This window comes from Nonomuraea sp. NPDC050394 (assembly GCF_044459065.1).
Taxonomy (GTDB): Bacteria; Actinomycetota; Actinomycetes; order Streptosporangiales; family Streptosporangiaceae; genus Nonomuraea.
Genome location: NZ_JBITIO010000025.1, coordinates 39,415 through 58,628, shown reverse-complemented (window position 1 = coordinate 58,628; position 19,214 = coordinate 39,415). Strand labels below are relative to the sequence as shown.

Below are 19,214 nucleotides of genomic sequence, written 5' to 3'. Positions count from 1 at the left end.
CATGACCGCACCCGTCTACCAGGTCGGCGACCTGGTGAAGATCACCTACGTCGGTCGTGTCACCAAGACCGGCACGGACGAGCCGACCATGGTCCTGGTCGAAGTCGAGGGCAGCACCGGCGAGTTCTTCTCGCTCATGTTCAGCAGCAACCAGCCTGTTGACCAGCATCAGCTGGTGACGTCGGCGCTGTGGCCGCCGCTGCAGGGCGACGTGTGGACCGGCGGTGGTCTGCGCTGGTTCGCTCACGCCGCGGACGACGATGGCCTCGGCATCGCGCTCACGTCCGAGATTGGCCACCGCTACGAGGACGAGAAAGGACTCACGCAGGCCGACCATCTGTACGGCCCATTCCGGCTGGAAGTCCCGAGCGAGGCCCGCACCAGTCAGGAGGCTGGCCGTGGCTGAGCCCCTGTACCGCCTCGGTGACGTCGTCACAGTCACCCGCACCTGCCGCATCGTCTACATCGATCCCAAGGACCCGGCCCGCTTCGGAGCCGCAAGCACCGAGGGATGCGCCAACATGGCCAACGTCTACTTCCGCACCGACGACCCCAACACGGGGCATCAACTGGTCGCCTCCGTCGATTGGCCGCCCGTCCCAGGGGATGTGTGGCGCGACCACAATCGGAAACGCTGGCTGGCCGTCGACATCGACTGTCCCGACTGCGAAGCCAACGACCGACTTTGCACGGACGGCTACGTCGCGCTCAACGCGGAGTTCGGCGCACGATATCCAGGCAATCTCAAACTGGCCGAGGCCGAGCGCCGCTACGGCCCGTTCACGCTGGAGCTGCCGAGCCCCCGCCGCGACGCGGAACAGCCAAGGGGTCTCTTCAACGACGAGCCACCGTTTTGACCAGGGACGCGGGCACCGCCCGCTACCTCGGCCGGTACCGGCCCGACAGCCGCCGCGGCCGCCGCATCCGGCGCGGCCGGCTCGGAGGGTCGTCGATCGCCGCGGTGATCGGGAAGTCGCCGTGGGCGTCGCCGTACAGCGAGTGGTGCCTGCAGCAGGGGCTGCTTGTCCCGGAGTCGTCGACCCGGGCGCAGGAACGCGGCCACTACCTGGAGCCGAGCATCCGCGCCTGGTTCGCCGATCAGCACCCCGAGTTCAAGGTCACGGCGGGCGGCACGTTCGTGCACGCCGATCGCGGTTACCAGCTCGGCAGCCCGGACGCGCTCTGCTGGCGCGACGGTGTCCTCGTCGAAGGGGCGGAGTTCAAGTCCGACGCCGACTCCTACGCCTCCGGCTGGGGACACCCCGGCACTGATCAGGTGCCGCTCTACTACCGGGTGCAGGTCGTCTGGTACATGGACACCTTCGGCGTGAAGCGGTGGAGGTTCGCCGTCCTGGGGGAGCGGCTGGAGTTCCGCGAGTACGTCATCGACTACGACCCGGACGAGGCGGCGCTGCTGCGTGACGCGGCCGAGGATTTCCTCGCGAGCGTGTTCTGGGACGAGCGGCCGGAGCTTGACGACCACCCCGCCACCTACGCCACGGTGCGCAGACTGCACCCGCAGATTGACCGCAACGCCGTGGTCGAGCTGCCTAAGGACCTGGCGGACGAGCTTCACGCCGTCGTGCTCGACGTCGAAGCCGCCGATAGCCGACGACGCCTCGTGATGGCCAAGGTCGCCGACCGGATGGGGGCCGCCCGCCGGGCCGTACACGGTGGCCGCCCCTACGCGATCCGGCAGCTGTCCAGCGCTGGCCGCCCCTACGTGAAGCCGGACCCCGGCCTCGACAAGTTGCCACCCCCTGAGCCCACCGAGGAGGAAGCCGCGTGAGCGAGCGCCTACCCGCCCTTATCGAAGAGATGAACACCCGCATCGGCCGTCAAACCGACGAGTTCGAGGCCGTCCTGCCCCGAGGCGTGACCGTTGCCCAGCTGAAGCAGGACGCACTGAACTGCCTACGCGTCACGCCGAAGCTGGCCGAGTGCTTCATCCCGTCCGTCCTGGGCGGCCTGATGACGTGCGCCCAGCTGGGCCTGCGCCCCGGCGTCGCAGGACTGGGGCATGCGTGGCTGCTGCCGATGAAGAACTGGAAGGAGAGGCGCACCGACGCGCAGGTGATCATCGGCTACCGCGGCTACTCCGACCTGGCCTACCGGCACCCGAAGGTGGTCGCCGTCCAGTCGAACATTGTCCGCCGAGGCGACATGTTCGAGATGGACCTGGGCCAGGATCTGCTCGTCCACAGGATGCCGACGCTGGGCACGGACCGTGGCCCGGTCCTCGGCTTCTATGCCCTGGCCCAGATTCAGGGGGAGTACGGAACCCAGCGCATCCTGACCGAGCCGATGAGTCAGGCCGAGATGCAGGAGCACCGCGACAAGTACGCCATGGCCAAGAAGGACGGCGGCGTCGTGGGCCCTTGGCGGGACCATTTCAACGAGATGGGCCGCAAGACCATGATCCGCGTTCGGCTCGTGAAGTCGATACCGGTGGCGCTGGACCTGGCGACCGGCCTCGCGGTGGACGAGGGCGTCCGCACGGACTTCGACCCCAGCGCCGATCCAGCCCGCGTCACCGAGCGGATCGAGCCCGAGGAGACAGAGCCGACACAGCCCATCCGCGAGTCCGTGACCCTTCGCCGGCCGCCGACCGGCGGGCTCACCGGCGACCAGGACAGGCGCATCATCCAACTCGTTCGCGAACGCGGCCTGAACAAGGAACAGGCGCTGGCCCTGGTGAAGGAGACGATCGGCGAGGCCAAGTCCGCCCGGCAGCTCACCGAGGACGAGGCCAACCGCGTCATCGCCAGGTTGGAAGCTATTCCGCTTCCAACAATGGAAGGTGACGTCGTCCAGGACGGCCGCCCGGCGCCGGAGCGGGGGCCGATCGCGGACATGCCGAGGCAGGCCAGCGACCGCGCAGACGCCCTCAACGACGCAGCCCAGCAGGCCAACCGAGCGAGCCGCGGCCAGATGAACAAGCTTCACGCGCTGCTGGCCGAGCGCGGCATCACCGACGACAACGACGTGCGGACCGCCATCTCCGACGTCGTCGGCGTCGAGATCACAACCCGCACGAAGGTCACACCCGCGCAGGCGCATGAGGTCATCGACCACTACGAGCGCCTCAAGGAATCAACCGAGCAGCAGGAGACGCCGCGCGATGACGGCCAACTGGTGCGCGCCGACGTCGTCGCGGAGGTGCGCGCGGAGTGGCAGGCACGCGGCGGCACCATCCCCCAGCTGACCAAGAGATTCGAGAAGGCGATGAGCGTCTCCCACCTGGCGGCCACCGCCGCCGAACTGGCCGCGTTCCTGGAGCAGCTTCGCGCCGAAAAGCACCAGCCGTAACCCCCCCCCCGTGCTGGGCCCCGGCCCGGGGCCCAGCACCTTCCCCTCACCTCCTGAAAGGGAGCACCGCCATGGTCATGTCCATCAACGTGAACCAGGACCAGCCCACGCCCGAGCAGGTCTTCCACCACGTCACGCCCGAGGGCATCACCCTCGCCCTCGGCACCCACCGCATCAGCGTCAACCCCCGCGACCCGCAGGACCTCGGCGACGGCCTCCTCCTGATGCAGAAGCTCATCGCCGTCGCCGACGCGGTGCGCCGCGACATCATCAACGCCCTCGACGGCGTCCAGGCGGCCGTCGAGCAGCGCGCCCTCGCCGCCGCCCACGCCGGCGTCCCGGCCGCGGCCCCCAGCGCCTCGGCGGGGCTGCGACTGGCGGAGCCGCCGCTGGCCGGGTGCGGCTGCTCGGAGTTCGGGCCGTGCCCCAGCCACAATCCCGGTGGCGACGACACGCGCGACCTGACCGGCCTCATCCCCCCGATCCCCTCGCCGCAGGATCACCACCGGTGAAGCCGCACACCTACGCCAGTCACCACGGCGTCACCGTCACCGTGGCCTGGGACCACAGCGGCCGCACCTTCACCGCGCAGGCCAGCGACGGCGACCGCTCGCTGTGGCGGCACCCTGGCGGCCTGCCCACCATCGGCGTACTGCGCGCTGTCCTGCTCGGCCACCGCATCTGCCTGCCCGGCGCCGTGGCCGACCTGCTGCTGAACGACATCCGGCCCCACGCGGCTCTTCGCCGCTCTACCCCACCCGAAACCGAAAGGTAACGATCATGACCGCATCTGGTCCCAGCGACGTCGCCGCGGCTCTGGCCGCGTGCGCTCGCCTCATCGACCAGTGCACGACAGCCGAGGCGGAGCCAGCGGACGTAGCCGACCTGCTCGGCGCGCTCCACAACGTCTCCATCCGGATCGAGCCGCTGCTGACCGGGCTCAACAAGCTGCTTTTCGCGATCGAGGCCGAAGGGAATCTGGCCGACGGCCTGGGCCGTGACCTGGCCGCCACCCTGGCCGGCCTCGACCGGGAACTGACCAGCATCGGCGTCGACAGCCGCGCGCTCGCGCAGCGTCTCGGCACCGCTCATGCCCGCGTCTTCAGCTTTCGCATCAGGAGTGAGAAGTGAAGCTGTCTCTCCCCGTGCTGGTGGCGCTCTTCTGGGTGTCCCTGTTCCTCATCGCGGTCGTCGCGTGCGCACCAAGCAGCCCGCCGCACATGCCGTCCACGCCCGCCGCCGCGGTGGTGGTCGGCCGCGCGTACGAGCCCAGCGAGTACAAGACGAAGTCGGCATGCGTCACGCGCGGCACCGGCGCGAAGAAGAAGCGGGTGTGCGTGCCGGTGAAGACGTGGGAGGCGGAGGAGTGGACGCTCATCGTCCGCACCGGCGGCGTCGACCGGGAGATCGACGTCAGCCGCGACGTCTACGACGCCTGCCCTGACGGTGCTTCGCACCCGGAGTGCGCCGGAGGCACCCCATGAGCCTCTGGGACATCGTCGACGGCGTCCTGTGGGGCATCCTCGGCATGATCAGCTGCTTCCTCTACCTGACCGGCCGCTTCCGCCGGGTCGTGCAGGACGCCGGACGGCAGCTCATCCACGCCTTTAGCATCGCGGACGACGAGCGCGAACGGCACGAGGTGACCAAGCGGCGCGAGGCCAGCTACGCCGACGCCATGACGGCGATCGCCGCGATCGACGCCGGCGACGCAGGCGGTTTGGCCCAGGCCCAGCAGCTCGCCGCCCGCGCTCTGGAGGGCGGCGACTACCAGGGCCGCATGCGCGCCCTGCAGGCCGCCCTGGCTCTCGAAGTGGACGACAACGCCGGCCTCCGCGAGGCGCTGGCCGCCGTTCATCGGGTGCATTCCGGTGAGGCAGGCCAGTGACGTTTTTGCACGTCCCCACTCCGGTTGAGCAGCTGCTGCCGTGGCTGCTGACCGGGTGGGGTGTCTTCTCCGCCCAGGCCGGGTTCCTGCTCGGCTGGCTCCTGTGTGACTCCTACCGAAAGGACCACCATGACGTGGATCTTCGCCATCGTCGTCGGCTATCTGGCGTTCGTGGGCGCCCTCGTGCACGCGGCCGCAGTCATCGGCGCCGTCTACATCGTGCGCGGCCGGCCGCGGTCCTCGGCCGCTGTCGTGCCGGGCACTGATCGTCGTCTGCGTTCCGTGCAGTCGTGGCGGTAGCCGGACAGGAGCACACCATGGAACCGCTGATCACGATCACCGCGCTGGGTGTGCCCGGCCCGCAGGGCAGCAAGAACGGCCGCCCCATCTACAAAGGCAAGGGGAAGAACCGCGTCTTCACCGGCCGCGTCGTCCAGCAGGAGTCGTCGAAGAAGGTCGCCCCGTGGCGCAAGGCCGTCGAGGAGGCCGCGCGCGCGGCGGCCGGGCCCGACTGGGTCACGTTGAACGAGCCGCTCATCGCGGGCTTCAGCTTCTCGCTGCCGCGCGGCAAGACGGTCCGCCGCCCGTTCCACACCACGTATCCGGACCTGTCGAAGATCATTCGTTCGACGGAGGATGCGCTCACGACCGCCAACATCTGGAAGGACGACGCCTGCGTGGTCGCCTACCGCAACCCCCGGAAGCTGTACGCCGGAGACGACCATCCCGACGCTCTGCCGGAGCCCGGGTGCATCATCCGCATCTGGTCGGTCGCCACCTACAACGAGCTCTTCCGATGATCCGGCTGCTGGCGTTGCTCCTCGCCGAGGTGTTCGTCGCCGCCGTGTCCTGGTACGGCTTCCAGCATCACCCGACGCTCGGCGTCATCATCTTGGCGATCGGCACCGTCACCCTCATCTTGCCCGGCTACGTCGCGGTGATGGGTCTCGGCACTGCAGCCCGCCACAGGCCACACGATCAACCATAGGGAGAACGATCATGGAATACGACATCGAAGACGAAGACAAATCCCGGAAGCGAAAGCGCCTCCGAAAGCAGCCGAAGAGGGCGCGACGGGCCACGCATCCGGTGCACCCCGTCTATGACCACACCGGCTCCATCGTCACCCGCGTCGAAGGCTACGACATCACCCCCGGCGACTTGGCGGCGGCGCTGGCCTTGTACCACCACGGCTACGTGCCGGACAGCGATGGTTCCGCACCCCAGTGAGTTGTCCGTCTGCGGCCTGTGCCGCAGGCGGATTCTCTGGACGATCACCGCGAGAGGCCGTCGGCTACCGGTCGACCCGCGCCCGGACCCGGCCGGGAACATGGCGTGCCTGCCGGTCGGCAGCCCTCGCGTGTGGCGATCCCGCTCGCTTGACGGCGTCGACGCGCCACCGCTGAACCCGGGCGAGGACCGGTTCGTGCCGCATGTCCTCGGCACCACGTGCAAGCAGGGGCCGCCGAAACCGGCGCCGCTGCCGGACAACGTGATCGCGCTCGACTCCCGCCGCAAGACCCGAAGCCAACGAAGGAGCCTTTGATGACCTGGGAGAAGCCCCGATCCTGCAACGGCAACAGCGCCTGCGTGGAGGTGTGGCGGCCACCGGCCGGCTGCGCCGCCGGGTGCGCCGATGTCGAGCATGGCCACGGCCTGGTGCTCATCCGCGACAGCACCGTGCCCGACGGGCCGGTGCTCACCGTAACGCCCGGCGAGTTCGCCGCGTTCGCTGACGCAGTGAAGACAGGACAGTACGACGACCTGGTGACTGCCGATGTCCGGACGCGCTGACGGAAGCGATCACAGCCGTCGCACCTCCCGCAAACACGGTTGCTGCTGCCCGGCTTGTCTGAAGCTGCACAAGCAGTACGAGGTCCGCAAGGCGCAACTGAAGCAGGAAGGCCGTTGGCAGCCGTTCACCGATCCTGCGCCGGTTCGGGAGCACTTGGAGCGCCTGCGCCGCGAGACAGGATTCGGCCCACGGGCCATCGCCGACCTGACCGGTGTGGGCTACTTCACGATCGTGCGCGTCGCTGGCTGGCACAAACATCTGAGGGGGCCAAGCAAGATCCACACGTGGCGAGCTGAACGCATCCTGGCGTTCTGGCCGACCCACAACCAGATTCCGAAACGGATGCTCGTCTCGGCCACAGGCACCCATCGTCGTATCCAGGCGCTCATGGTCAAGGGCTGGTGCCTGGCCTGGCTGTCGAGAGAGATGGGGACCGACCGATCCGTCCTGTCGTGGACGTTGAAGCTGCCCCAGGTCGAGGCACGCACAGCTCAACGAGTTCGGGCGCTGTACGACCGGCTGTGGAATCAGGAACCGCCTCAGCAGACTAGGCAGGAGCGACGCGCAGTGAACATGACCCGGGCTCGGGCTCGGGCCGCCAAGTGGATGCCGCCGCTGGCGTGGGACGACGACAGCATCGACGACCCGGAAGCCGTCCCCGACCGGGGCGCGCGTGAGACTCGTGACCAGGCGCTCACCGAGGACTCCGACTGGCTCATGGCCGTCGAAGGCTTCGATCTGGTGCAGGCCGCTGAGCGACTCGGCGTGTCCCACGTCTACCTGGCCAAGGCCCGCTCCCGCTGGGCGCAAAAGCTCTCCGACGAGGTGACGGATGCCTGCTGACCAGTTCGACGCGCGCACCCGCTGGAAGCTGCGGCGGGCCGCAGAAGTGTGCCTGTACCGCGTCCATCTGCGCCGCCAGGCCGCGAAAGCGGAAGCGGATCAGCTGACCGCCAGGACCGGCCGCCGGCACCGGGCGTTCCGGTGCTCCGCCTGCTGGCTGTGGCACGCCAAGCCAGCTCGCACACCCGATCAGGAAGGCAACCAGACATGACAGATGATCGAGACCTCACGTTCCCCGACACCGGCGGCTGTACCGAGTGGTCGTGCCCGTACCACGGGGCGATCAACCGGGCCCGCGCCGCCGCCCAGGGCGGCCGACCCGAGGAGTCGGAGGCCGCGCATGAGTGAGCAGCCGTTCCTCACCGCAGGCCAGAAGCGGCACCTCGGCGCTCTCCTGGCCGACATCCTGAGGAACTATCCGATCAGCGAGGACCTGGCCACGCACGTCCTTGCGAACTTCGACGCCGCGGTAGACGCCTGGGCGGCACCGGATCTCCTCACCCTCGTCTACACGGGTTCCCGTGGGGCGCGCAGAGGACGCGTCGTGGAGGACTTGGCCGACCTGTACGAGCGGGAGAACGGCATCTTCCGGCTCCTGGTCGGCTACGGCCCGGACAAGCGGGAGCCGAGGGGCGGAGACCGGCACGCGTTCGAGTGGGCCGCCGTCGCCAGCGGCATCGCCGTCGAGTGCTTCCCGGCGCGGTGGGACATCCCGGAGCTGGAGAAGGCGGCCGGGCCGTACCGGAATGGATTCATGGTCGGTCTCGCGCTCGGCCGGGGCGGCCGGACTGGGATGCTTGCGCACCTGAAGGACGACTCGACGGGGTCCGCGGGCGCCGCGGCGTTCGCGCATTCGGCCGGCATGCCGGTGTGGCGGAGGCGCGGATGAGGAGCACCGGTGTGATCGCGCTCGGTGCGGTCGGCGCTGTCGCCGCGGTGGTGGCGTTGGCGACGCAGGAGCACGAGGTGGTGGCCGACTGCGTGCGCGCGGTTCAGCAGCCGGACGGCTCCTACGCCGTGGTGGATGACCAGTTTTGCGAAGGTGGTTCACACCACGGCTACGTGTACGTGTACGGCGGCAACAGCAGCGGCGGCTACGTGCGGGGGGCGACGTCGGTACGGCCTGCCGACACGACGATCGTGACCAGGTCCGGGAAAACGATCACCCGGTCGGGGTTCGGCGGCCGGGGGAGTGGTGGCTCGTGATGGCCGAGATCACGTTCAGCAGGTCGCGGCACTGGCCCGTGCAGGCGGGCGGCGACGTCGTCGTGGTGGTGGGCCGCCGCTGGATGCGGGCCGCGATCTACTTCGGGCAGCCGCCCGGCAGCCGCATCGGCGTGTGGGTGACCCGGGCCGACCGAGTGCGCGGCGTGAACGTCCGTGTCGGCAAGCGGTACATCCGCTGCCTGACCATCCTCCTGCACACTCAGAGGCTGCCGTGAGCCGGGCGTCCGACGTGGAGAAGATGGTTCGTGAGGAAGCCGTCCGGCTGAACTTGCGGGTCGAACGCAAGAGCGACGCCTGGGTGGTGACGAACCCGGAATCGGGCCTCTGTCACCGAGTCCGCTTGAAGCTGGCCTGGCAGGAGTTGCTCAATCAGCGTTCACGCATCCGCGCGCTGGCCACGCGGCCGCCGCTCGCGGCCGCGGTGGAGCAGAAGCCGGCGCCGGCGCCGGAAGCGTCGTCGTGGTCAGTGAGGGACCTGGTCAGGATGGCGCGGGCGATGGGTGTGCACGTGTACCTGGCGGGTGGCCTGCTGCAGGTGACGGGTCCGCTGGAGGACGCGGGCCCGATGGCGCGGATGTTGCATGCCCGTGAGGCCGAGGTGATCGCGTTCCTCACCCCACCCCCACCCGAATCCGAGACGAAGACCGAAACCGTGGCCGGGCCAGAGGTGGCTCCGGCGCTACAGCAAGGAGATGACGCGTCCATGCCGAAAGTCGGCGACGTTGCCCGCATCGAGGGCGGACCCCGTAAGGAGGACCTGGCCGCTGACGCGAATGCGCTGTGGTCGCTGCTGCGTGAGGAGGCGAAGAAGCAGGGCGACGAGCGCGGCACCAACGCCCGCGAGGAAGGCGTGTTGTGGACGGGGGCGTTGACGTCGATTGTGCGCCAGATCCGCGGCATGTGGGACGAGGTGTATGAGCGGGAGGTGATCGGCTACCTGACGCGGACGAACCACATCAAGTGCCAGAAGCGCGCCAGCCCGCCCATCTGGTGGATTCGGACTGCGTGGGATGACGGCGGCCTCGCCGTCGCCCGGAAGCCTGCCGCGGCGAAGGGTGTTCCGGCGCCCAACGCCGGTCGGGAGAAGGCTGCTGCGGCTCCGCCTGCTTCGGGTTTGCCGGAGGTGGGGCAGCTGATCGAGATGTTGCAGAAGGCGAACGACGCCGCGGTGCGCGTGACCGAGTTGGAGGCGCGTGTGGCCGGGCTGCAGCGAGAACTGGCCACCCTGGGGGAGGAGCATGACCAGCTCCTCGCCGCGAATGAGCGGCTCGACGTCCAGAACATGCACCAGCGAACCGAGATTCAGCGGCTGACGCACGAGCTGGCGAAGCTGAACAAGCTCAAGGAGGGCTTGGCGTTTCTGAAGGAGTCGCTGTGATTGTTGAAAGCGAAACCGCTGTCGAAAGGGATGCCGGGTGCCGATATTGGCGGGGTGCCGGGGACGGGTACTGCGGTCGCAGCCCGGCCCGTTTGTACATTCAGGGGCCACGCTGTGAGGAGCACACGCCGGCGGCGTTGGCCGGCCTTCCGGAGCCGGGTGAGGGGGCGTATTGCGCCCCGCTGCGCTGCTACTGCGGCTGGCATGAGGGGTATCAGCCGCTGCGGCCGGTCGGGGAGCCCGATGGAGGACTCGCCAAGGGCGGGTCATGACGGGCGCCGAGCTCGCGGCGGTGTGCACGGTGCGGCTCTGGGACAGCGTGACGGAGTGCGGCGCCGCCGCGGTGTTGTGCGCGAAGACCGGCTGCGTGCATGAGCACATCGAGACGTCGGTCTACTGCCAGGGTTGCGCCGCGGTCCTGGCTGCGGGGCACATCATCTGCTCGGCGTGTTTCGACGTGGGCCACGAGTGTGAGGTGTCGCTGCTGGCCGAGGTCACCGAGACCGGGGAGACGGTGGTCGTGCGTGGTTGGTGAGGCGTCGTACGGTGATCAGCAGGTTGCCCATCCCTCAGGGCGTCGCAGGTGTGTGAGGGGGTTGGGTGGCCGAAAGCCTGGTGGGCGAGGTCGCGGCGTGGCTGGAGTCACCGGCGGCGAATCCGTTGACGGGGGCCGAGCGGCTGGTGCTGATGCTGATCGCGGAGCGCTCGCACAAGGTGACGCGCCGCATGTTGTGGCATCGCGGAGACCGGCGCGACGACGGCAGCAAGATCACGTTGACGGAGACGTTGCAGGCGCGCGCCGGGCTGGGGGAGCGGGGCCTGTCCGACGTTCTGCAGCGGCTCGCGCGCCGCGGCCTCGAGGTCCGCGTCGCCGTGGGGGAGGACCGGCGTGGCCGACCGGTGTTCGCCCGAAGGGGGCATGCCGTCGACTACCGGGTGCCCGAGTTGCCCGCGTCGGTGAGGCTGCCACCCGGGAAAGGCCACGCTGCGACCGCACCCTAACGCTGTGGACAACCCTGTGGACAACACTGGAATGATCTTGACTTAGGTTACGGTCACAGCGTGGCCCGTAGGTCACGCTGTGACCGTAACCAAACAGCCAGTTAGGCCACGCTGTGACCGTAACCCCTATCCCTTAAAACCTTTCCCTTTACTGTGTCCAACTCCGGCTGACGTCCCGCACACCTACAACTGGAAGGACCCCCGCGAACCCGTCCGAACACGCACACGAGATGACAGCGAAACCGCAACCGAGAAAGGAGCCCCGGCCATGGCCGCCGACCCCGACATCGAAGCGCGATGGGCCGACATGCGCGCCGCCGTACGCGCCATCCTCGCCCCCCACATCCAGACCGCCCTCCTCGACAGAGACGTCACCGCCATCGCCGACTGGCTCAACCAGAACGGCTGGAAACCCCCGCTCACGCCGTACCACCCCCTCCTCGGCGCCGGCCGCGCCGCCCGCGACCACGCCGCCCACCAGAAGGACCCCGAGTGACCGAACACCCCGACGTTGTCGAGCTCCTCGCCGCCGCCGAAACCGGCCCCCGCCCCTGGCGCAACGGCATCCGCGAGCACCTCGCCGCATACCCCGACCACACCCACGGCCGCAGCTGCTGCACCTGCAGGGCCTACGCCCTCGGCTATCACCAGCTCGACTGGCCGCTGGACGAAGACCTGGACAAGCAGCGATGACCCACGAGCGCGAACCCGTCGGCCCCTTCCGCGGCGTCACCCCCACCTTCACCTTCGTTGACGAGATGCACGCCTTCACCGACCAGCAGTGGCGAGCCGCCGTCCACCTCCTCCAGCGCCTCCGCGTCAACGCCTGGCCCCGCGCCCGAGCCGTGAAGAGCCGCTACCACCAGCGCCGCCGATGAACCGCGACGACATCATCGCCTTCCTCCGCGCCCGCCTCGACGAAGAACTCGCCGCAGCCGACGACCAACACCTCCAGGCCCTCGCCGCCATCCACCGCACCCACCCCGACTACCGGCACACCTGGACACCCGCCGAGCCCGCACACGACAGCGCGTGCATCTGGGTGTCGCCGTGGGACAGCGAGGCCCCCTACTGCTACCAGCACGACACCCCACCTCGATGACCGATTTACACCCAAACATCCGAATATGGAGAACTCGACAGCGAAACCGCAACCGAGAAAGAACCACCAGACCCCCGTGGACGGTCCCCAGCGCAACGCTGAGACCAGAAACGGGGGTCTCCGGTATAGAGAGACCAACCCGACCGCAAACGCGTCCCAGCGACCACCACAGCGCTTCCAATTTCGAGCACCGAAGATCAACAAAGGGAAGAGAAGAGAGGCGAACGAAGGACGAGACGAGGGCGGGGGACTGACTATGCACGACGACCACCGGTAGTTGTTGAAGCAACTAATTCGCTGCTTCGATGCGATTTCGCACGAAGTAGCGCTCTGACCTGCGGAAATAGGCGTTATAAATCCGTGACTAACAAAGGTCGTAACGCTTTCGCGCTGAACCTCGATAACCGGACGTGACACTCATCAACCGGTCCAGCATCGCCCGGACAGCGCTGTCGCTCGGCGCATGTCTCGCGATCACCTGGGCAGTCATCACGCTCTCAGGCGTCGGCATCGCCGACGCGTCGGGACCTGTCGTCCCGACTCCCGCGACCACCACCGTCACGGAGACCGTTCGCGAGACGGTCACCACGACCCAGGTGGTTACCCAACCTCCCGTCACGGTTACCACCACGACGACCGGTACCCCCGGTCCGACCGTGACCGTCACCACCCCCGGTCCGACCGTGCACGTCACGACTCCCGGACCGACCACGACCGTCACGACCAGCACCCCCGGTCCTACGGTCTCCCTCACGGCCACGGTCACAGCCACGGCAACCCCGCAGGCTGCGCCGGTCGTCGCACCCATCACCGCGCCCACGGTCCCGATGCCGGACGAACCTCGCGCCGCATCGACCGTGAATCTTCCGGTGATCGCGTCACCGACCACGACCCCGACCGTTCCGCCCGTGGTCACGGCCTACCGGCCCGTGTCGGGTGACGGCACAACCGTGGGGCTCACGCTCCTCGGTGCTGCCCTGGTCGGTGGCGGAATCGCAGGCTGGCTCTGGTGGCGCAAGCGTCGTCAACAGGCCACCAAGCGCGCCCAGCGCGCGGAACGTCGCGCATCTCGGAAGCGGAACCGCATCCAAGATGACGCGCCGCAGAGCGCCCCGGACGACGCGACCACGACCGTCCTTGACGTGCAAGGCGGTCCCCACGTGGCAGGGCACCAAGCCCTGAACCACGAAGATCACTAACCCATCAACCGCCCGCCCCCAGGTGCCGGGGGCGGGCACCCCACCACCTGAAGCCGAAGGAAGATCATGGAAATCAAGCTCACGCCGACTGAGATTCTGGACAAGATCATCGCCACCGTAGAAGGCGACACCCGCCTAGCGAACAGCGGCGGCACGTGGGACCGCGAGGTTCGGCACGTCGGCATCCCCACCATCGCCACCTACGTCCTGTCGGGCGACTTCAAGCTCGGCAAGGGGCAGGCCACCTACACCAACGACCTGATCGAGCTGCCCGAAGACAGCGGCATCGAAGACGTCATGACCACGCGCGAGGGCAAGACCGTCGCGTTCCGGCACGTCATCGGCATGCACGCGCTCCACGCCGACGCTGACAGCCCGTTGGCCCAGTTGCCCGCGCTCAAGAGCGGCGACCTGGTCACCCTGCGGGCAGAGATGCGACGCACTGAGGAGATGGCCACCCTGCGGCTTCGTGTCGCAGCGCTGGAAGCCGAGAACGCGGACCTCCAGGCGTCGCTAGATGCCCTCACTGTCGCCGTGGGCGACGAGGACGACGGCAAGCCCGTGACCGTCACGCCGAAGCCTGCGCCGAAGACGGCCAGAGCCACGAAGTAGCACCACACGGGGGCGCGCATACCCAGCGCGCCCCCTCCCACCCGAACCAAGATCACGAAAGGAAAGTCATGATCATCAACGTGGGCGTCACCGTGGACGACATGATCAAGCTGGGCGCGAGCGCACACGCGGCCGTGCTGGTCAGTCTCGGGATCACCGTCACCACGGCGCTGCACACTGGCCCGTTCGGGTACGTCGTCATCGAGGACAACCCCGAGACGTGCGCAACCGTCGTCCGCCACCTCGCGGACGACGCGTCCATGCCGGGTGACCTCCGACGCACCCTCGTGCGCGTGCACGGGACCTTCCACGAGCTGACTGACCTGTCGCAGTCTCGCGCGAACATGCGCGCCGGACGCCTCAGCCCGTACGAGGTAGCGGCCCGCCGCGAGGCAGAAGCCCTGCTGACGTGCATGATGATCGCCGCCACCGATCCCATGGTCGCGGCGATCGTCTCGACGCACGCGGCGTTCTTCCTCCGCTAGCCCGAACCGCGCCCACCAGCATCCCCGCTGGTGGGCGCACTCTCACACGAAGGAGTAGCCATGACCCTGGTTCGGGACGAGATCCTCGCCGACGCCCAGTTGATCATGTCCAAGCTGGTCAAGGACTACCGTCTCCCGCAGGCCGTCATGGGACGGCTGGTCACGGAGCGCAGCCCTGAGCCGACCTGGTCGGGCATCGTCATGGACGCCAACGCGGAGGAGACGCTGATCTCGCACGCCGTGAACATGATCGATGAAGCCGGACGCATGCGCGTGCTGGTCATCGGCACCGCGTACCTGGCGCTGTCGCGCATGACCACGTGGGCTGACGCGACGCCTGCCGAACTGTCCGTGCTCGCTGACGTCATGTGGGCGCACGACCTGTAACGCCGCAGCACACGAGCCGCGCCGACCACTTCCCCGGTCGGCGCGGCTTTCTCATGCCCGCGAACACCCCCCACCCCCCGGCGGCCGGCCACCCGGGCGGCTGCACTTGGGGTTGGGTTTTGGTGGGGTCATGCTGGGGTTATGTGGTTGTCGGTGGTGGATGCGGCGGGTCGGGTGGGTGTGTCGGTGGGTTCGGTGCGGCGGTGGGTGGGGGAGGGGTGGTTTCCGGCGGGGACGACGCGGTTGGATGGGGCGGGTCGTCGGGTGGTGCGGGTGGATCGGTTGTTGGTGGTGGAGCGGGTGATGCGGGCGCGCCGGTGTGGTCGGGGGGCGCGCCCGCGGCTTGGTTAGAAGAGGGTGTTGATCAGCTGCAGGATGCTCCAGATGAGGAAGATCGCCAGGGTGATGAGTCCGGCGACCTGCATGGCGGTGAGGGTGATCTTGTCGAGGGTGTCGCGCAGCTTCTTGCGCTTGGGTTCCATGGATGGCATGGGTTCGATGGGTGGTGGCATGTGTTTCACATGTCGGAGGTGGGGCGCGACTATGTGACAAGGTTTCAGAGTTTTCGGTCGAAACGGTAGAGATTCCCTGCCTTGCTAACGTGCGGGGTGCGGTTGGTGATGGTTGCCAAAGTGCTAATCGCCGATGACGTCGGCCTGTGGTGTGTGGTGGTCAGGCGGTTCGGGCTTCTGCCGCTTGGGGAAGAGGTGGCGCCAGAGGGCGCGGAGGCCGGCGGCGGTGAGGAATGCGGTGGTGCCGATGGCGCCGAGAGCGCCGATGACCGCGATGGCGGTAAGGGTGAGTTGTTCGACGAGCTGGCGGGTGGCGGCCAGGTCCACTGCGTCTCCATGCCAGCAGCGGGTGTCCACCTCGGTCGTCGGTGTGCTCCCGTGGCGTGGAACGGGATTTCCACGCCAGAACACGATGTCCGTGGTGGTGCTGCTGTATGGGGCTCGTAGTGGTGCGCTGAGTCGGGAGCGATCTCAGCGGAGCGACGATCAAGCCAGTTTTCCATATTCGGGTGGCTGTCCGAGGGGAGTTTCCATGATCGTTTCTACACCCTCATAATTCTCGTTATGGGGGTGTAAGGTCGGGGGTGTCGCGGGAGAACCCCACCTCGCGAGGAACATGAGCACAGCTCACTACCCGAGACGAAGGCGAACCTCATGACCGACCTGCACCGCATCACCCACACCCACACCGACAACCCGATCCCCGGCGGACGCAGCTGGATCGCCCAGGGAGACCTCGGCGCCGTCCAGCTCTCCTTGCACCGCATGGACCCCGACCCCGGCCTGGACTCCTTTCCCGGCGGCTGGCAGCCGACGATCCTCGGCATCCACGCGCCTCACTCGCGCGACGACGCCGACCATCACGACCCGGCGTGCGCATACGTGACCGGCGGCTGCTACTTCAACGGCGACGGCGAACTCGCCTACGGCCTCCTGCAGGAGTGGGCCCGCGCCGGCTACGACGACGACGTCATCTGGCGCGCCATCGAGCTGATCTACTGCGAGGTGTTCCTCGACAGGCTGGGCGCGTGAGCGCCGGCCTCGTTCCCGCCAGCGTCGGAACCCTCGCCCTCCCGCCCGGCCTGACCGGCGAAGCCCGCGACCTCACTGTGGCCTGGCTGCTCAGCTACGACTCGGCCAACACCCGCGACGCCTACCGCCGCGACATCCAGCGCTGGTTCACCTTCTGCGCCGAACATGACCTCGACCCGCTGGCCGCGAGCCGCAAGCACGGCGACGTCTACAAACGCTGGCTCGAACTCCAAGCCGGTGCCCCGATCCCCGCCAAGACGATGTCCCGCCGCCTGTCCGCGGTGTCGTCGTGGTACGACTACCTCGCCGACGAGGACGCCGTCGACGGCAACGCGTTCGCGCGGGTGCGTCGCCCGCGGGTGAACCGCCGCCACTCCGAAACGGTCGCCCTCACCCGGGTCGAGGCGAAGACGGTGAAGGCCTCCGCCGACGCCGACGAAGGACGCCAGCGGCTGCGCACCGCGGCGATCATCCGGCTCCTCCTGGAGACCGGCGTCCGCGTCACCGAGCTGACTGCCGCCGACGTCGGCGACCTCGGTACGGAGCGCGGCTACCGCACCCTGCGGATCGTCACCAAGGGCGCCAAGCCGCAGACCCGGCCGATCCCCGCGGCGGCCGCGCACGCCCTCGACGTCTACCTGGCCGACCGCGCCGAGAACGCGGGCGTCCGCGTCGACCAGCTCGACGGGCCGCTGCTGGCCACCTCGACCGGCGGACGCCTCAACCGCAAGGACGTCTACGACCTTGTCGCCCGCGTCGGCCGCGCCGCCGGCCTACCCGGCCTGCACCCGCACCAGCTGAGGCACACGTTCGCGTCGATCGCCGAGGAGATGGGCGCCAGCGTGAAGCAGATCCAGGCCGCGCTCGGCCACGCGAACTCCTCCACCACGGACATCTACCTGGAGACCCGCAACCGGCTGGAAGATGACCCGTCCACGCTCGTGGCCGCCGCGATCGAGTAGTACCCCTGCACAGGGTTCGCGCCCGAAACGGGGGACGAACCCGGCCCGCACGAGGCAAGCTGAACACGCCCCTGATACCCGAAGCCGAGAAAGACGAGGAGCCATGACCGAACAGCAGCACGACTACGCCCACACCACGGTGGTGCCGTGGAACACCATCACCGACATGAAAGGCCGCCCAGCGTGGACGGCAGGCCAGCTGCGTGCCGCGATCGCCCACCTGGACGACGACGCGCCCATCCTCGTGACCGTCGCCACCGACAAGGACGACGTCGCCGACGAGCAGATCATCACCGAGGCCGGACCCGGGTATGTCGACTGGGGCGACGGGTACGGCCTGGAGACGAGTTCGCTGTTCACGCTCAACTGCCACTGGCCGTCCGAAACCCAGCTGCTGGTGCGCCCGGACAGGCCACGGCGACGGTCATGAACGACCGCGCCGAACTGGAGCGCCGCGCCGCGAGCGACCCGGTGCTGCGCAAGCTCCTCGACGACGTCGGCCTGGGCGACAAGCCGCTGACGTACGCCGCTGCGGTGCTGTGGCTCCTCGATCATCCCGGCGCCCTCATCGAGGTCGGCGACGGCGTGTGGCGGGTCCGCCGCGAGGAGCGGCCGGTCGGCGGCCGCGTGGTCGGCCGAGGTCCGGAAGGGATGCGGTTCCGGGCGCTGGCCAGCACCAGCGACCGCCTGGACGCCGCGCTTGCGCCGCACATCGCGGTCGCGGACACGCTGGAGGAGGCCGCCGCCTACCTGCTGGACGAGAAGCTGAACCCGCGGATCGACGTCGTGGAGGACACGCCACTGCATGCGCCGCGGCGGGCCCCGGTGGAGCCGTGGAACCAGTACGAGGTCGCAGTCCTGGGCCAGACGCCCGCTGGCCGGGACTGGTCGATGGTGTGCTGGGCGCCGAACCGGGCGGACGCCGAGACGATCGCGGCCCTGTACCTTCAGCGTCGCGATGTCGTGTTCGAGGCAGCACAGGTGTGGCATCGCGGTGTCGTCCTCACACACCTGGTCCGCGACGTGACCAAGGAGCCGGAGGAGGATGGGGATGGACGCTGACCAGCAGGTCGGCCGGGCTCGTCAGCATGCGGCAGTAGAGCTGAGGCATGCACTACGGTCGGTGATCGCGCACGCGACGAGGTTGAAGAAGCGACTGGATGCCGCCGCCCCGGCACCGCTGACCCAGGATGAGCGGCAGCTGGTAGGGGAGCTGTTGTCCACGGCGAACGACGTGGGCCTGTGGGCAGGATCGTTGACAGCCCTTGACGACCTGTCGGTAGCCGAGGGGGCCAGCGCGGGCAAGGACGATGGGAAGAGATAGCGGGGAGGCACGTGGTCGTGGCTTTCTCGGAAGCCTTTTGGCTGTCGGGTCTTGCCGTGCTTGACAACCGTGTGTACCCTCATGATCAATCTGGAATTCGTGTCGGTACACACGGTTTCCCCCGTATTGGGTGGTTTGTGTGGCGCGCTGTACGCGA

38 protein-coding genes are annotated in these 19,214 nt (G+C 68.5%); 36 read left to right on the top strand and 2 right to left on the bottom strand.

Features of this window, described 5'->3' with window-relative positions; translation table 11 throughout:
* The first annotated feature begins 1 nt into the window (after nucleotide 1).
* The 31 genes from ACIBKY_RS51230 (at nucleotide 2) to ACIBKY_RS51080 (ending at nucleotide 15,227) form a co-directional block, all read left to right on the top strand.
* Nucleotides 2-406, top strand: coding sequence for a hypothetical protein (locus ACIBKY_RS51230; RefSeq protein WP_397109311.1), 405 nt, complete (start codon nucleotides 2-4; stop codon nucleotides 404-406).
* Complete coding sequence (locus ACIBKY_RS51225) at nucleotides 399-857, top strand: hypothetical protein (RefSeq protein ID WP_397109309.1); 459 nt, start codon at nucleotides 399-401, stop codon at nucleotides 855-857. The genes ACIBKY_RS51230 and ACIBKY_RS51225 overlap by 8 nt, the downstream gene beginning before the upstream one ends.
* Nucleotides 854-1,789, top strand: a complete 936-nt coding sequence (locus ACIBKY_RS51220; RefSeq protein ID WP_397109307.1) for a YqaJ viral recombinase family protein — start codon at nucleotides 854-856, stop codon at nucleotides 1,787-1,789. The genes ACIBKY_RS51225 and ACIBKY_RS51220 overlap by 4 nt, the downstream gene beginning before the upstream one ends.
* On the top strand, nucleotides 1,786-3,309 hold the full coding sequence (locus ACIBKY_RS51215; RefSeq protein WP_397109305.1) for a recombinase RecT: 1,524 nt from the start codon (nucleotides 1,786-1,788) through the stop codon (nucleotides 3,307-3,309). The genes ACIBKY_RS51220 and ACIBKY_RS51215 overlap by 4 nt, the downstream gene beginning before the upstream one ends.
* A 77-nt stretch (nucleotides 3,310-3,386) precedes the next feature.
* On the top strand, nucleotides 3,387-3,821 hold the full coding sequence (locus ACIBKY_RS51210; protein ID WP_397109303.1) for a hypothetical protein: 435 nt from the start codon (nucleotides 3,387-3,389) through the stop codon (nucleotides 3,819-3,821).
* Nucleotides 3,818-4,084, top strand: a complete 267-nt coding sequence (locus ACIBKY_RS51205; protein WP_397109302.1) for a hypothetical protein — start codon at nucleotides 3,818-3,820, stop codon at nucleotides 4,082-4,084. The genes ACIBKY_RS51210 and ACIBKY_RS51205 overlap by 4 nt, the downstream gene beginning before the upstream one ends.
* Before the next feature lie 5 nt (nucleotides 4,085-4,089).
* Complete coding sequence (locus tag ACIBKY_RS51200; protein WP_397109300.1) at nucleotides 4,090-4,440, top strand: hypothetical protein; 351 nt, start codon at nucleotides 4,090-4,092, stop codon at nucleotides 4,438-4,440.
* Entirely contained in the window at nucleotides 4,437-4,793 is a 357-nt protein-coding gene (locus ACIBKY_RS51195; protein ID WP_397109298.1) for a hypothetical protein, read from the top strand. Before ACIBKY_RS51200 ends, ACIBKY_RS51195 begins: the two co-directional genes overlap by 4 nt.
* Nucleotides 4,790-5,197 (top strand): hypothetical protein, encoded by a 408-nt coding sequence (locus ACIBKY_RS51190; protein WP_397109296.1) that lies wholly within the window; start codon nucleotides 4,790-4,792, stop codon nucleotides 5,195-5,197. The genes ACIBKY_RS51195 and ACIBKY_RS51190 overlap by 4 nt, the downstream gene beginning before the upstream one ends.
* 129 nt (nucleotides 5,198-5,326) lie before the next feature.
* Nucleotides 5,327-5,497: a hypothetical protein gene (locus ACIBKY_RS51185; protein ID WP_397109294.1), complete on the top strand. Its 171-nt coding sequence runs from the start codon at nucleotides 5,327-5,329 to the stop codon at nucleotides 5,495-5,497.
* A gap of 17 nt (nucleotides 5,498-5,514) precedes the next feature.
* On the top strand, nucleotides 5,515-5,997 hold the full coding sequence (locus ACIBKY_RS51180) for a RusA family crossover junction endodeoxyribonuclease (protein ID WP_397109293.1): 483 nt from the start codon (nucleotides 5,515-5,517) through the stop codon (nucleotides 5,995-5,997).
* Nucleotides 5,994-6,185 carry a hypothetical protein gene (locus ACIBKY_RS51175; protein ID WP_397109291.1) on the top strand — a complete coding sequence of 64 codons (192 nt, stop codon included), beginning with the start codon at nucleotides 5,994-5,996 and terminating at the stop codon, nucleotides 6,183-6,185. Before ACIBKY_RS51180 ends, ACIBKY_RS51175 begins: the two co-directional genes overlap by 4 nt.
* An 11-nt stretch (nucleotides 6,186-6,196) precedes the next feature.
* A complete protein-coding gene (locus ACIBKY_RS51170; protein ID WP_397109289.1) occupies nucleotides 6,197-6,427 on the top strand; it encodes a hypothetical protein in 231 nt (76 codons plus the stop codon).
* Between the two features lie 315 nt (nucleotides 6,428-6,742).
* Nucleotides 6,743-6,991: a DUF397 domain-containing protein gene (locus tag ACIBKY_RS51165; protein WP_397109287.1), complete on the top strand. Its 249-nt coding sequence runs from the start codon at nucleotides 6,743-6,745 to the stop codon at nucleotides 6,989-6,991.
* Nucleotides 6,975-7,835, top strand: a complete 861-nt coding sequence (locus tag ACIBKY_RS51160; RefSeq protein WP_397109285.1) for a hypothetical protein — start codon at nucleotides 6,975-6,977, stop codon at nucleotides 7,833-7,835. Before ACIBKY_RS51165 ends, ACIBKY_RS51160 begins: the two co-directional genes overlap by 17 nt.
* Entirely contained in the window at nucleotides 7,825-8,046 is a 222-nt protein-coding gene (locus ACIBKY_RS51155) for a hypothetical protein (protein ID WP_397109284.1), read from the top strand. Before ACIBKY_RS51160 ends, ACIBKY_RS51155 begins: the two co-directional genes overlap by 11 nt.
* Nucleotides 8,043-8,183: a hypothetical protein gene (locus tag ACIBKY_RS51150; RefSeq protein WP_397109282.1), complete on the top strand. Its 141-nt coding sequence runs from the start codon at nucleotides 8,043-8,045 to the stop codon at nucleotides 8,181-8,183. Before ACIBKY_RS51155 ends, ACIBKY_RS51150 begins: the two co-directional genes overlap by 4 nt.
* Nucleotides 8,176-8,724, top strand: a complete 549-nt coding sequence (locus ACIBKY_RS51145) for a hypothetical protein (protein WP_397109280.1) — start codon at nucleotides 8,176-8,178, stop codon at nucleotides 8,722-8,724. The genes ACIBKY_RS51150 and ACIBKY_RS51145 overlap by 8 nt, the downstream gene beginning before the upstream one ends.
* Nucleotides 8,721-9,041 carry a hypothetical protein gene (locus ACIBKY_RS51140; protein ID WP_397109278.1) on the top strand — a complete coding sequence of 107 codons (321 nt, stop codon included), beginning with the start codon at nucleotides 8,721-8,723 and terminating at the stop codon, nucleotides 9,039-9,041. The genes ACIBKY_RS51145 and ACIBKY_RS51140 overlap by 4 nt, the downstream gene beginning before the upstream one ends.
* Nucleotides 9,041-9,277, top strand: a complete 237-nt coding sequence (locus ACIBKY_RS51135; protein ID WP_397109276.1) for a hypothetical protein — start codon at nucleotides 9,041-9,043, stop codon at nucleotides 9,275-9,277. The genes ACIBKY_RS51140 and ACIBKY_RS51135 overlap by 1 nt, the downstream gene beginning before the upstream one ends.
* A 14-nt stretch (nucleotides 9,278-9,291) precedes the next feature.
* On the top strand, nucleotides 9,292-10,440 hold the full coding sequence (locus tag ACIBKY_RS51130) for a hypothetical protein (protein ID WP_397109274.1): 1,149 nt from the start codon (nucleotides 9,292-9,294) through the stop codon (nucleotides 10,438-10,440).
* A 268-nt stretch (nucleotides 10,441-10,708) separates the two neighbouring features.
* Nucleotides 10,709-10,975: a hypothetical protein gene (locus ACIBKY_RS51125; RefSeq protein ID WP_397109272.1), complete on the top strand. Its 267-nt coding sequence runs from the start codon at nucleotides 10,709-10,711 to the stop codon at nucleotides 10,973-10,975.
* 65 nt (nucleotides 10,976-11,040) lie between these two features.
* The gene (locus ACIBKY_RS51120) at nucleotides 11,041-11,442 is read left to right on the top strand and encodes a hypothetical protein (RefSeq protein WP_397109270.1); all 402 of its coding nucleotides are present in this window, start codon (nucleotides 11,041-11,043) and stop codon (nucleotides 11,440-11,442) included.
* A gap of 268 nt (nucleotides 11,443-11,710) precedes the next feature.
* A complete protein-coding gene (locus tag ACIBKY_RS51115) occupies nucleotides 11,711-11,938 on the top strand; it encodes a hypothetical protein (protein WP_397109269.1) in 228 nt (75 codons plus the stop codon).
* Complete coding sequence (locus ACIBKY_RS51110) at nucleotides 11,935-12,135, top strand: hypothetical protein (RefSeq protein WP_397109267.1); 201 nt, start codon at nucleotides 11,935-11,937, stop codon at nucleotides 12,133-12,135. Before ACIBKY_RS51115 ends, ACIBKY_RS51110 begins: the two co-directional genes overlap by 4 nt.
* A complete protein-coding gene (locus tag ACIBKY_RS51105) occupies nucleotides 12,132-12,320 on the top strand; it encodes a hypothetical protein (RefSeq protein WP_397109265.1) in 189 nt (62 codons plus the stop codon). Before ACIBKY_RS51110 ends, ACIBKY_RS51105 begins: the two co-directional genes overlap by 4 nt.
* Complete coding sequence (locus ACIBKY_RS51100; protein ID WP_397109263.1) at nucleotides 12,317-12,544, top strand: hypothetical protein; 228 nt, start codon at nucleotides 12,317-12,319, stop codon at nucleotides 12,542-12,544. Before ACIBKY_RS51105 ends, ACIBKY_RS51100 begins: the two co-directional genes overlap by 4 nt.
* 410 nt (nucleotides 12,545-12,954) lie before the next feature.
* Complete coding sequence (locus ACIBKY_RS51095; protein WP_397109261.1) at nucleotides 12,955-13,743, top strand: LPXTG cell wall anchor domain-containing protein; 789 nt, start codon at nucleotides 12,955-12,957, stop codon at nucleotides 13,741-13,743.
* Nucleotides 13,744-13,809: 66 nt separating this feature from the next.
* Entirely contained in the window at nucleotides 13,810-14,355 is a 546-nt protein-coding gene (locus tag ACIBKY_RS51090; protein ID WP_397109259.1) for a hypothetical protein, read from the top strand.
* A gap of 68 nt (nucleotides 14,356-14,423) precedes the next feature.
* Entirely contained in the window at nucleotides 14,424-14,840 is a 417-nt protein-coding gene (locus ACIBKY_RS51085; RefSeq protein WP_397109257.1) for a hypothetical protein, read from the top strand.
* 60 nt (nucleotides 14,841-14,900) lie between these two features.
* Complete coding sequence (locus ACIBKY_RS51080; protein WP_397109255.1) at nucleotides 14,901-15,227, top strand: hypothetical protein; 327 nt, start codon at nucleotides 14,901-14,903, stop codon at nucleotides 15,225-15,227.
* Between the two features lie 347 nt (nucleotides 15,228-15,574).
* Here the strand turns inward: ACIBKY_RS51080 and ACIBKY_RS51075 are convergent, their stop codons facing one another.
* Together ACIBKY_RS51075 and ACIBKY_RS51070 are read right to left on the bottom strand one after the other, a co-directional pair.
* A complete protein-coding gene (locus ACIBKY_RS51075) occupies nucleotides 15,575-15,709 on the bottom strand; it encodes a hypothetical protein (RefSeq protein WP_397109253.1) in 135 nt (44 codons plus the stop codon).
* Between the two features lie 153 nt (nucleotides 15,710-15,862).
* Nucleotides 15,863-16,066, bottom strand: a complete 204-nt coding sequence (locus tag ACIBKY_RS51070; protein WP_397109251.1) for a hypothetical protein — start codon at nucleotides 16,064-16,066, stop codon at nucleotides 15,863-15,865.
* 327 nt (nucleotides 16,067-16,393) lie between these two features.
* Between ACIBKY_RS51070 and ACIBKY_RS51065 the strand changes: the two genes are divergently transcribed.
* The 5 genes from ACIBKY_RS51065 to ACIBKY_RS51045 all read left to right on the top strand — a co-directional run bounded on the left by ACIBKY_RS51065 (nucleotide 16,394) and on the right by ACIBKY_RS51045 (nucleotide 19,057).
* On the top strand, nucleotides 16,394-16,771 hold the full coding sequence (locus ACIBKY_RS51065) for a hypothetical protein (protein WP_397109249.1): 378 nt from the start codon (nucleotides 16,394-16,396) through the stop codon (nucleotides 16,769-16,771).
* Nucleotides 16,768-17,733: a tyrosine-type recombinase/integrase gene (locus tag ACIBKY_RS51060; RefSeq protein ID WP_397109247.1), complete on the top strand. Its 966-nt coding sequence runs from the start codon at nucleotides 16,768-16,770 to the stop codon at nucleotides 17,731-17,733. The genes ACIBKY_RS51065 and ACIBKY_RS51060 overlap by 4 nt, the downstream gene beginning before the upstream one ends.
* Nucleotides 17,734-17,836: 103 nt before the next feature.
* Nucleotides 17,837-18,163, top strand: a complete 327-nt coding sequence (locus tag ACIBKY_RS51055) for a DUF6225 family protein (RefSeq protein WP_397109245.1) — start codon at nucleotides 17,837-17,839, stop codon at nucleotides 18,161-18,163.
* Complete coding sequence (locus ACIBKY_RS51050; RefSeq protein ID WP_397109243.1) at nucleotides 18,160-18,795, top strand: hypothetical protein; 636 nt, start codon at nucleotides 18,160-18,162, stop codon at nucleotides 18,793-18,795. The genes ACIBKY_RS51055 and ACIBKY_RS51050 overlap by 4 nt, the downstream gene beginning before the upstream one ends.
* Entirely contained in the window at nucleotides 18,785-19,057 is a 273-nt protein-coding gene (locus ACIBKY_RS51045; RefSeq protein WP_397109241.1) for a hypothetical protein, read from the top strand. The genes ACIBKY_RS51050 and ACIBKY_RS51045 overlap by 11 nt, the downstream gene beginning before the upstream one ends.
* Nucleotides 19,058-19,214 lie beyond the last annotated feature (157 nt).

Coding starts and splice junctions, on each gene's coding strand:
- ACIBKY_RS51115 (WP_397109269.1), top strand. CDS start 11,711: ATGGCCGCCGACCCCGACATCGAAGCGCGATGGGCCGACATGCGCGCC.
- ACIBKY_RS51050 (WP_397109243.1), top strand. CDS start 18,160: ATGAACGACCGCGCCGAACTGGAGCGCCGCGCCGCGAGCGACCCGGTG.
- ACIBKY_RS51045 (WP_397109241.1), top strand. CDS start 18,785: ATGGACGCTGACCAGCAGGTCGGCCGGGCTCGTCAGCATGCGGCAGTA.
- ACIBKY_RS51210 (WP_397109303.1), top strand. CDS start 3,387: ATGTCCATCAACGTGAACCAGGACCAGCCCACGCCCGAGCAGGTCTTC.
- ACIBKY_RS51160 (WP_397109285.1), top strand. CDS start 6,975: ATGTCCGGACGCGCTGACGGAAGCGATCACAGCCGTCGCACCTCCCGC.
- ACIBKY_RS51075 (WP_397109253.1), bottom strand. CDS start 15,709: ATGGAACCCAAGCGCAAGAAGCTGCGCGACACCCTCGACAAGATCACC.
- ACIBKY_RS51080 (WP_397109255.1), top strand. CDS start 14,901: ATGACCCTGGTTCGGGACGAGATCCTCGCCGACGCCCAGTTGATCATG.
- ACIBKY_RS51185 (WP_397109294.1), top strand. CDS start 5,327: ATGACGTGGATCTTCGCCATCGTCGTCGGCTATCTGGCGTTCGTGGGC.
- ACIBKY_RS51140 (WP_397109278.1), top strand. CDS start 8,721: ATGAGGAGCACCGGTGTGATCGCGCTCGGTGCGGTCGGCGCTGTCGCC.
- ACIBKY_RS51105 (WP_397109265.1), top strand. CDS start 12,132: ATGACCCACGAGCGCGAACCCGTCGGCCCCTTCCGCGGCGTCACCCCC.
- ACIBKY_RS51090 (WP_397109259.1), top strand. CDS start 13,810: ATGGAAATCAAGCTCACGCCGACTGAGATTCTGGACAAGATCATCGCC.
- ACIBKY_RS51055 (WP_397109245.1), top strand. CDS start 17,837: ATGACCGAACAGCAGCACGACTACGCCCACACCACGGTGGTGCCGTGG.
- ACIBKY_RS51100 (WP_397109263.1), top strand. CDS start 12,317: ATGAACCGCGACGACATCATCGCCTTCCTCCGCGCCCGCCTCGACGAA.
- ACIBKY_RS51165 (WP_397109287.1), top strand. CDS start 6,743: ATGACCTGGGAGAAGCCCCGATCCTGCAACGGCAACAGCGCCTGCGTG.
- ACIBKY_RS51170 (WP_397109289.1), top strand. CDS start 6,197: ATGGAATACGACATCGAAGACGAAGACAAATCCCGGAAGCGAAAGCGC.
- ACIBKY_RS51180 (WP_397109293.1), top strand. CDS start 5,515: ATGGAACCGCTGATCACGATCACCGCGCTGGGTGTGCCCGGCCCGCAG.
- ACIBKY_RS51175 (WP_397109291.1), top strand. CDS start 5,994: ATGATCCGGCTGCTGGCGTTGCTCCTCGCCGAGGTGTTCGTCGCCGCC.
- ACIBKY_RS51065 (WP_397109249.1), top strand. CDS start 16,394: ATGACCGACCTGCACCGCATCACCCACACCCACACCGACAACCCGATC.
- ACIBKY_RS51150 (WP_397109282.1), top strand. CDS start 8,043: ATGACAGATGATCGAGACCTCACGTTCCCCGACACCGGCGGCTGTACC.
- ACIBKY_RS51085 (WP_397109257.1), top strand. CDS start 14,424: ATGATCATCAACGTGGGCGTCACCGTGGACGACATGATCAAGCTGGGC.
- ACIBKY_RS51155 (WP_397109284.1), top strand. CDS start 7,825: ATGCCTGCTGACCAGTTCGACGCGCGCACCCGCTGGAAGCTGCGGCGG.
- ACIBKY_RS51200 (WP_397109300.1), top strand. CDS start 4,090: ATGACCGCATCTGGTCCCAGCGACGTCGCCGCGGCTCTGGCCGCGTGC.
- ACIBKY_RS51230 (WP_397109311.1), top strand. CDS start 2: ATGACCGCACCCGTCTACCAGGTCGGCGACCTGGTGAAGATCACCTAC.
- ACIBKY_RS51190 (WP_397109296.1), top strand. CDS start 4,790: ATGAGCCTCTGGGACATCGTCGACGGCGTCCTGTGGGGCATCCTCGGC.
- ACIBKY_RS51145 (WP_397109280.1), top strand. CDS start 8,176: ATGAGTGAGCAGCCGTTCCTCACCGCAGGCCAGAAGCGGCACCTCGGC.
- ACIBKY_RS51125 (WP_397109272.1), top strand. CDS start 10,709: ATGACGGGCGCCGAGCTCGCGGCGGTGTGCACGGTGCGGCTCTGGGAC.
- ACIBKY_RS51135 (WP_397109276.1), top strand. CDS start 9,041: ATGGCCGAGATCACGTTCAGCAGGTCGCGGCACTGGCCCGTGCAGGCG.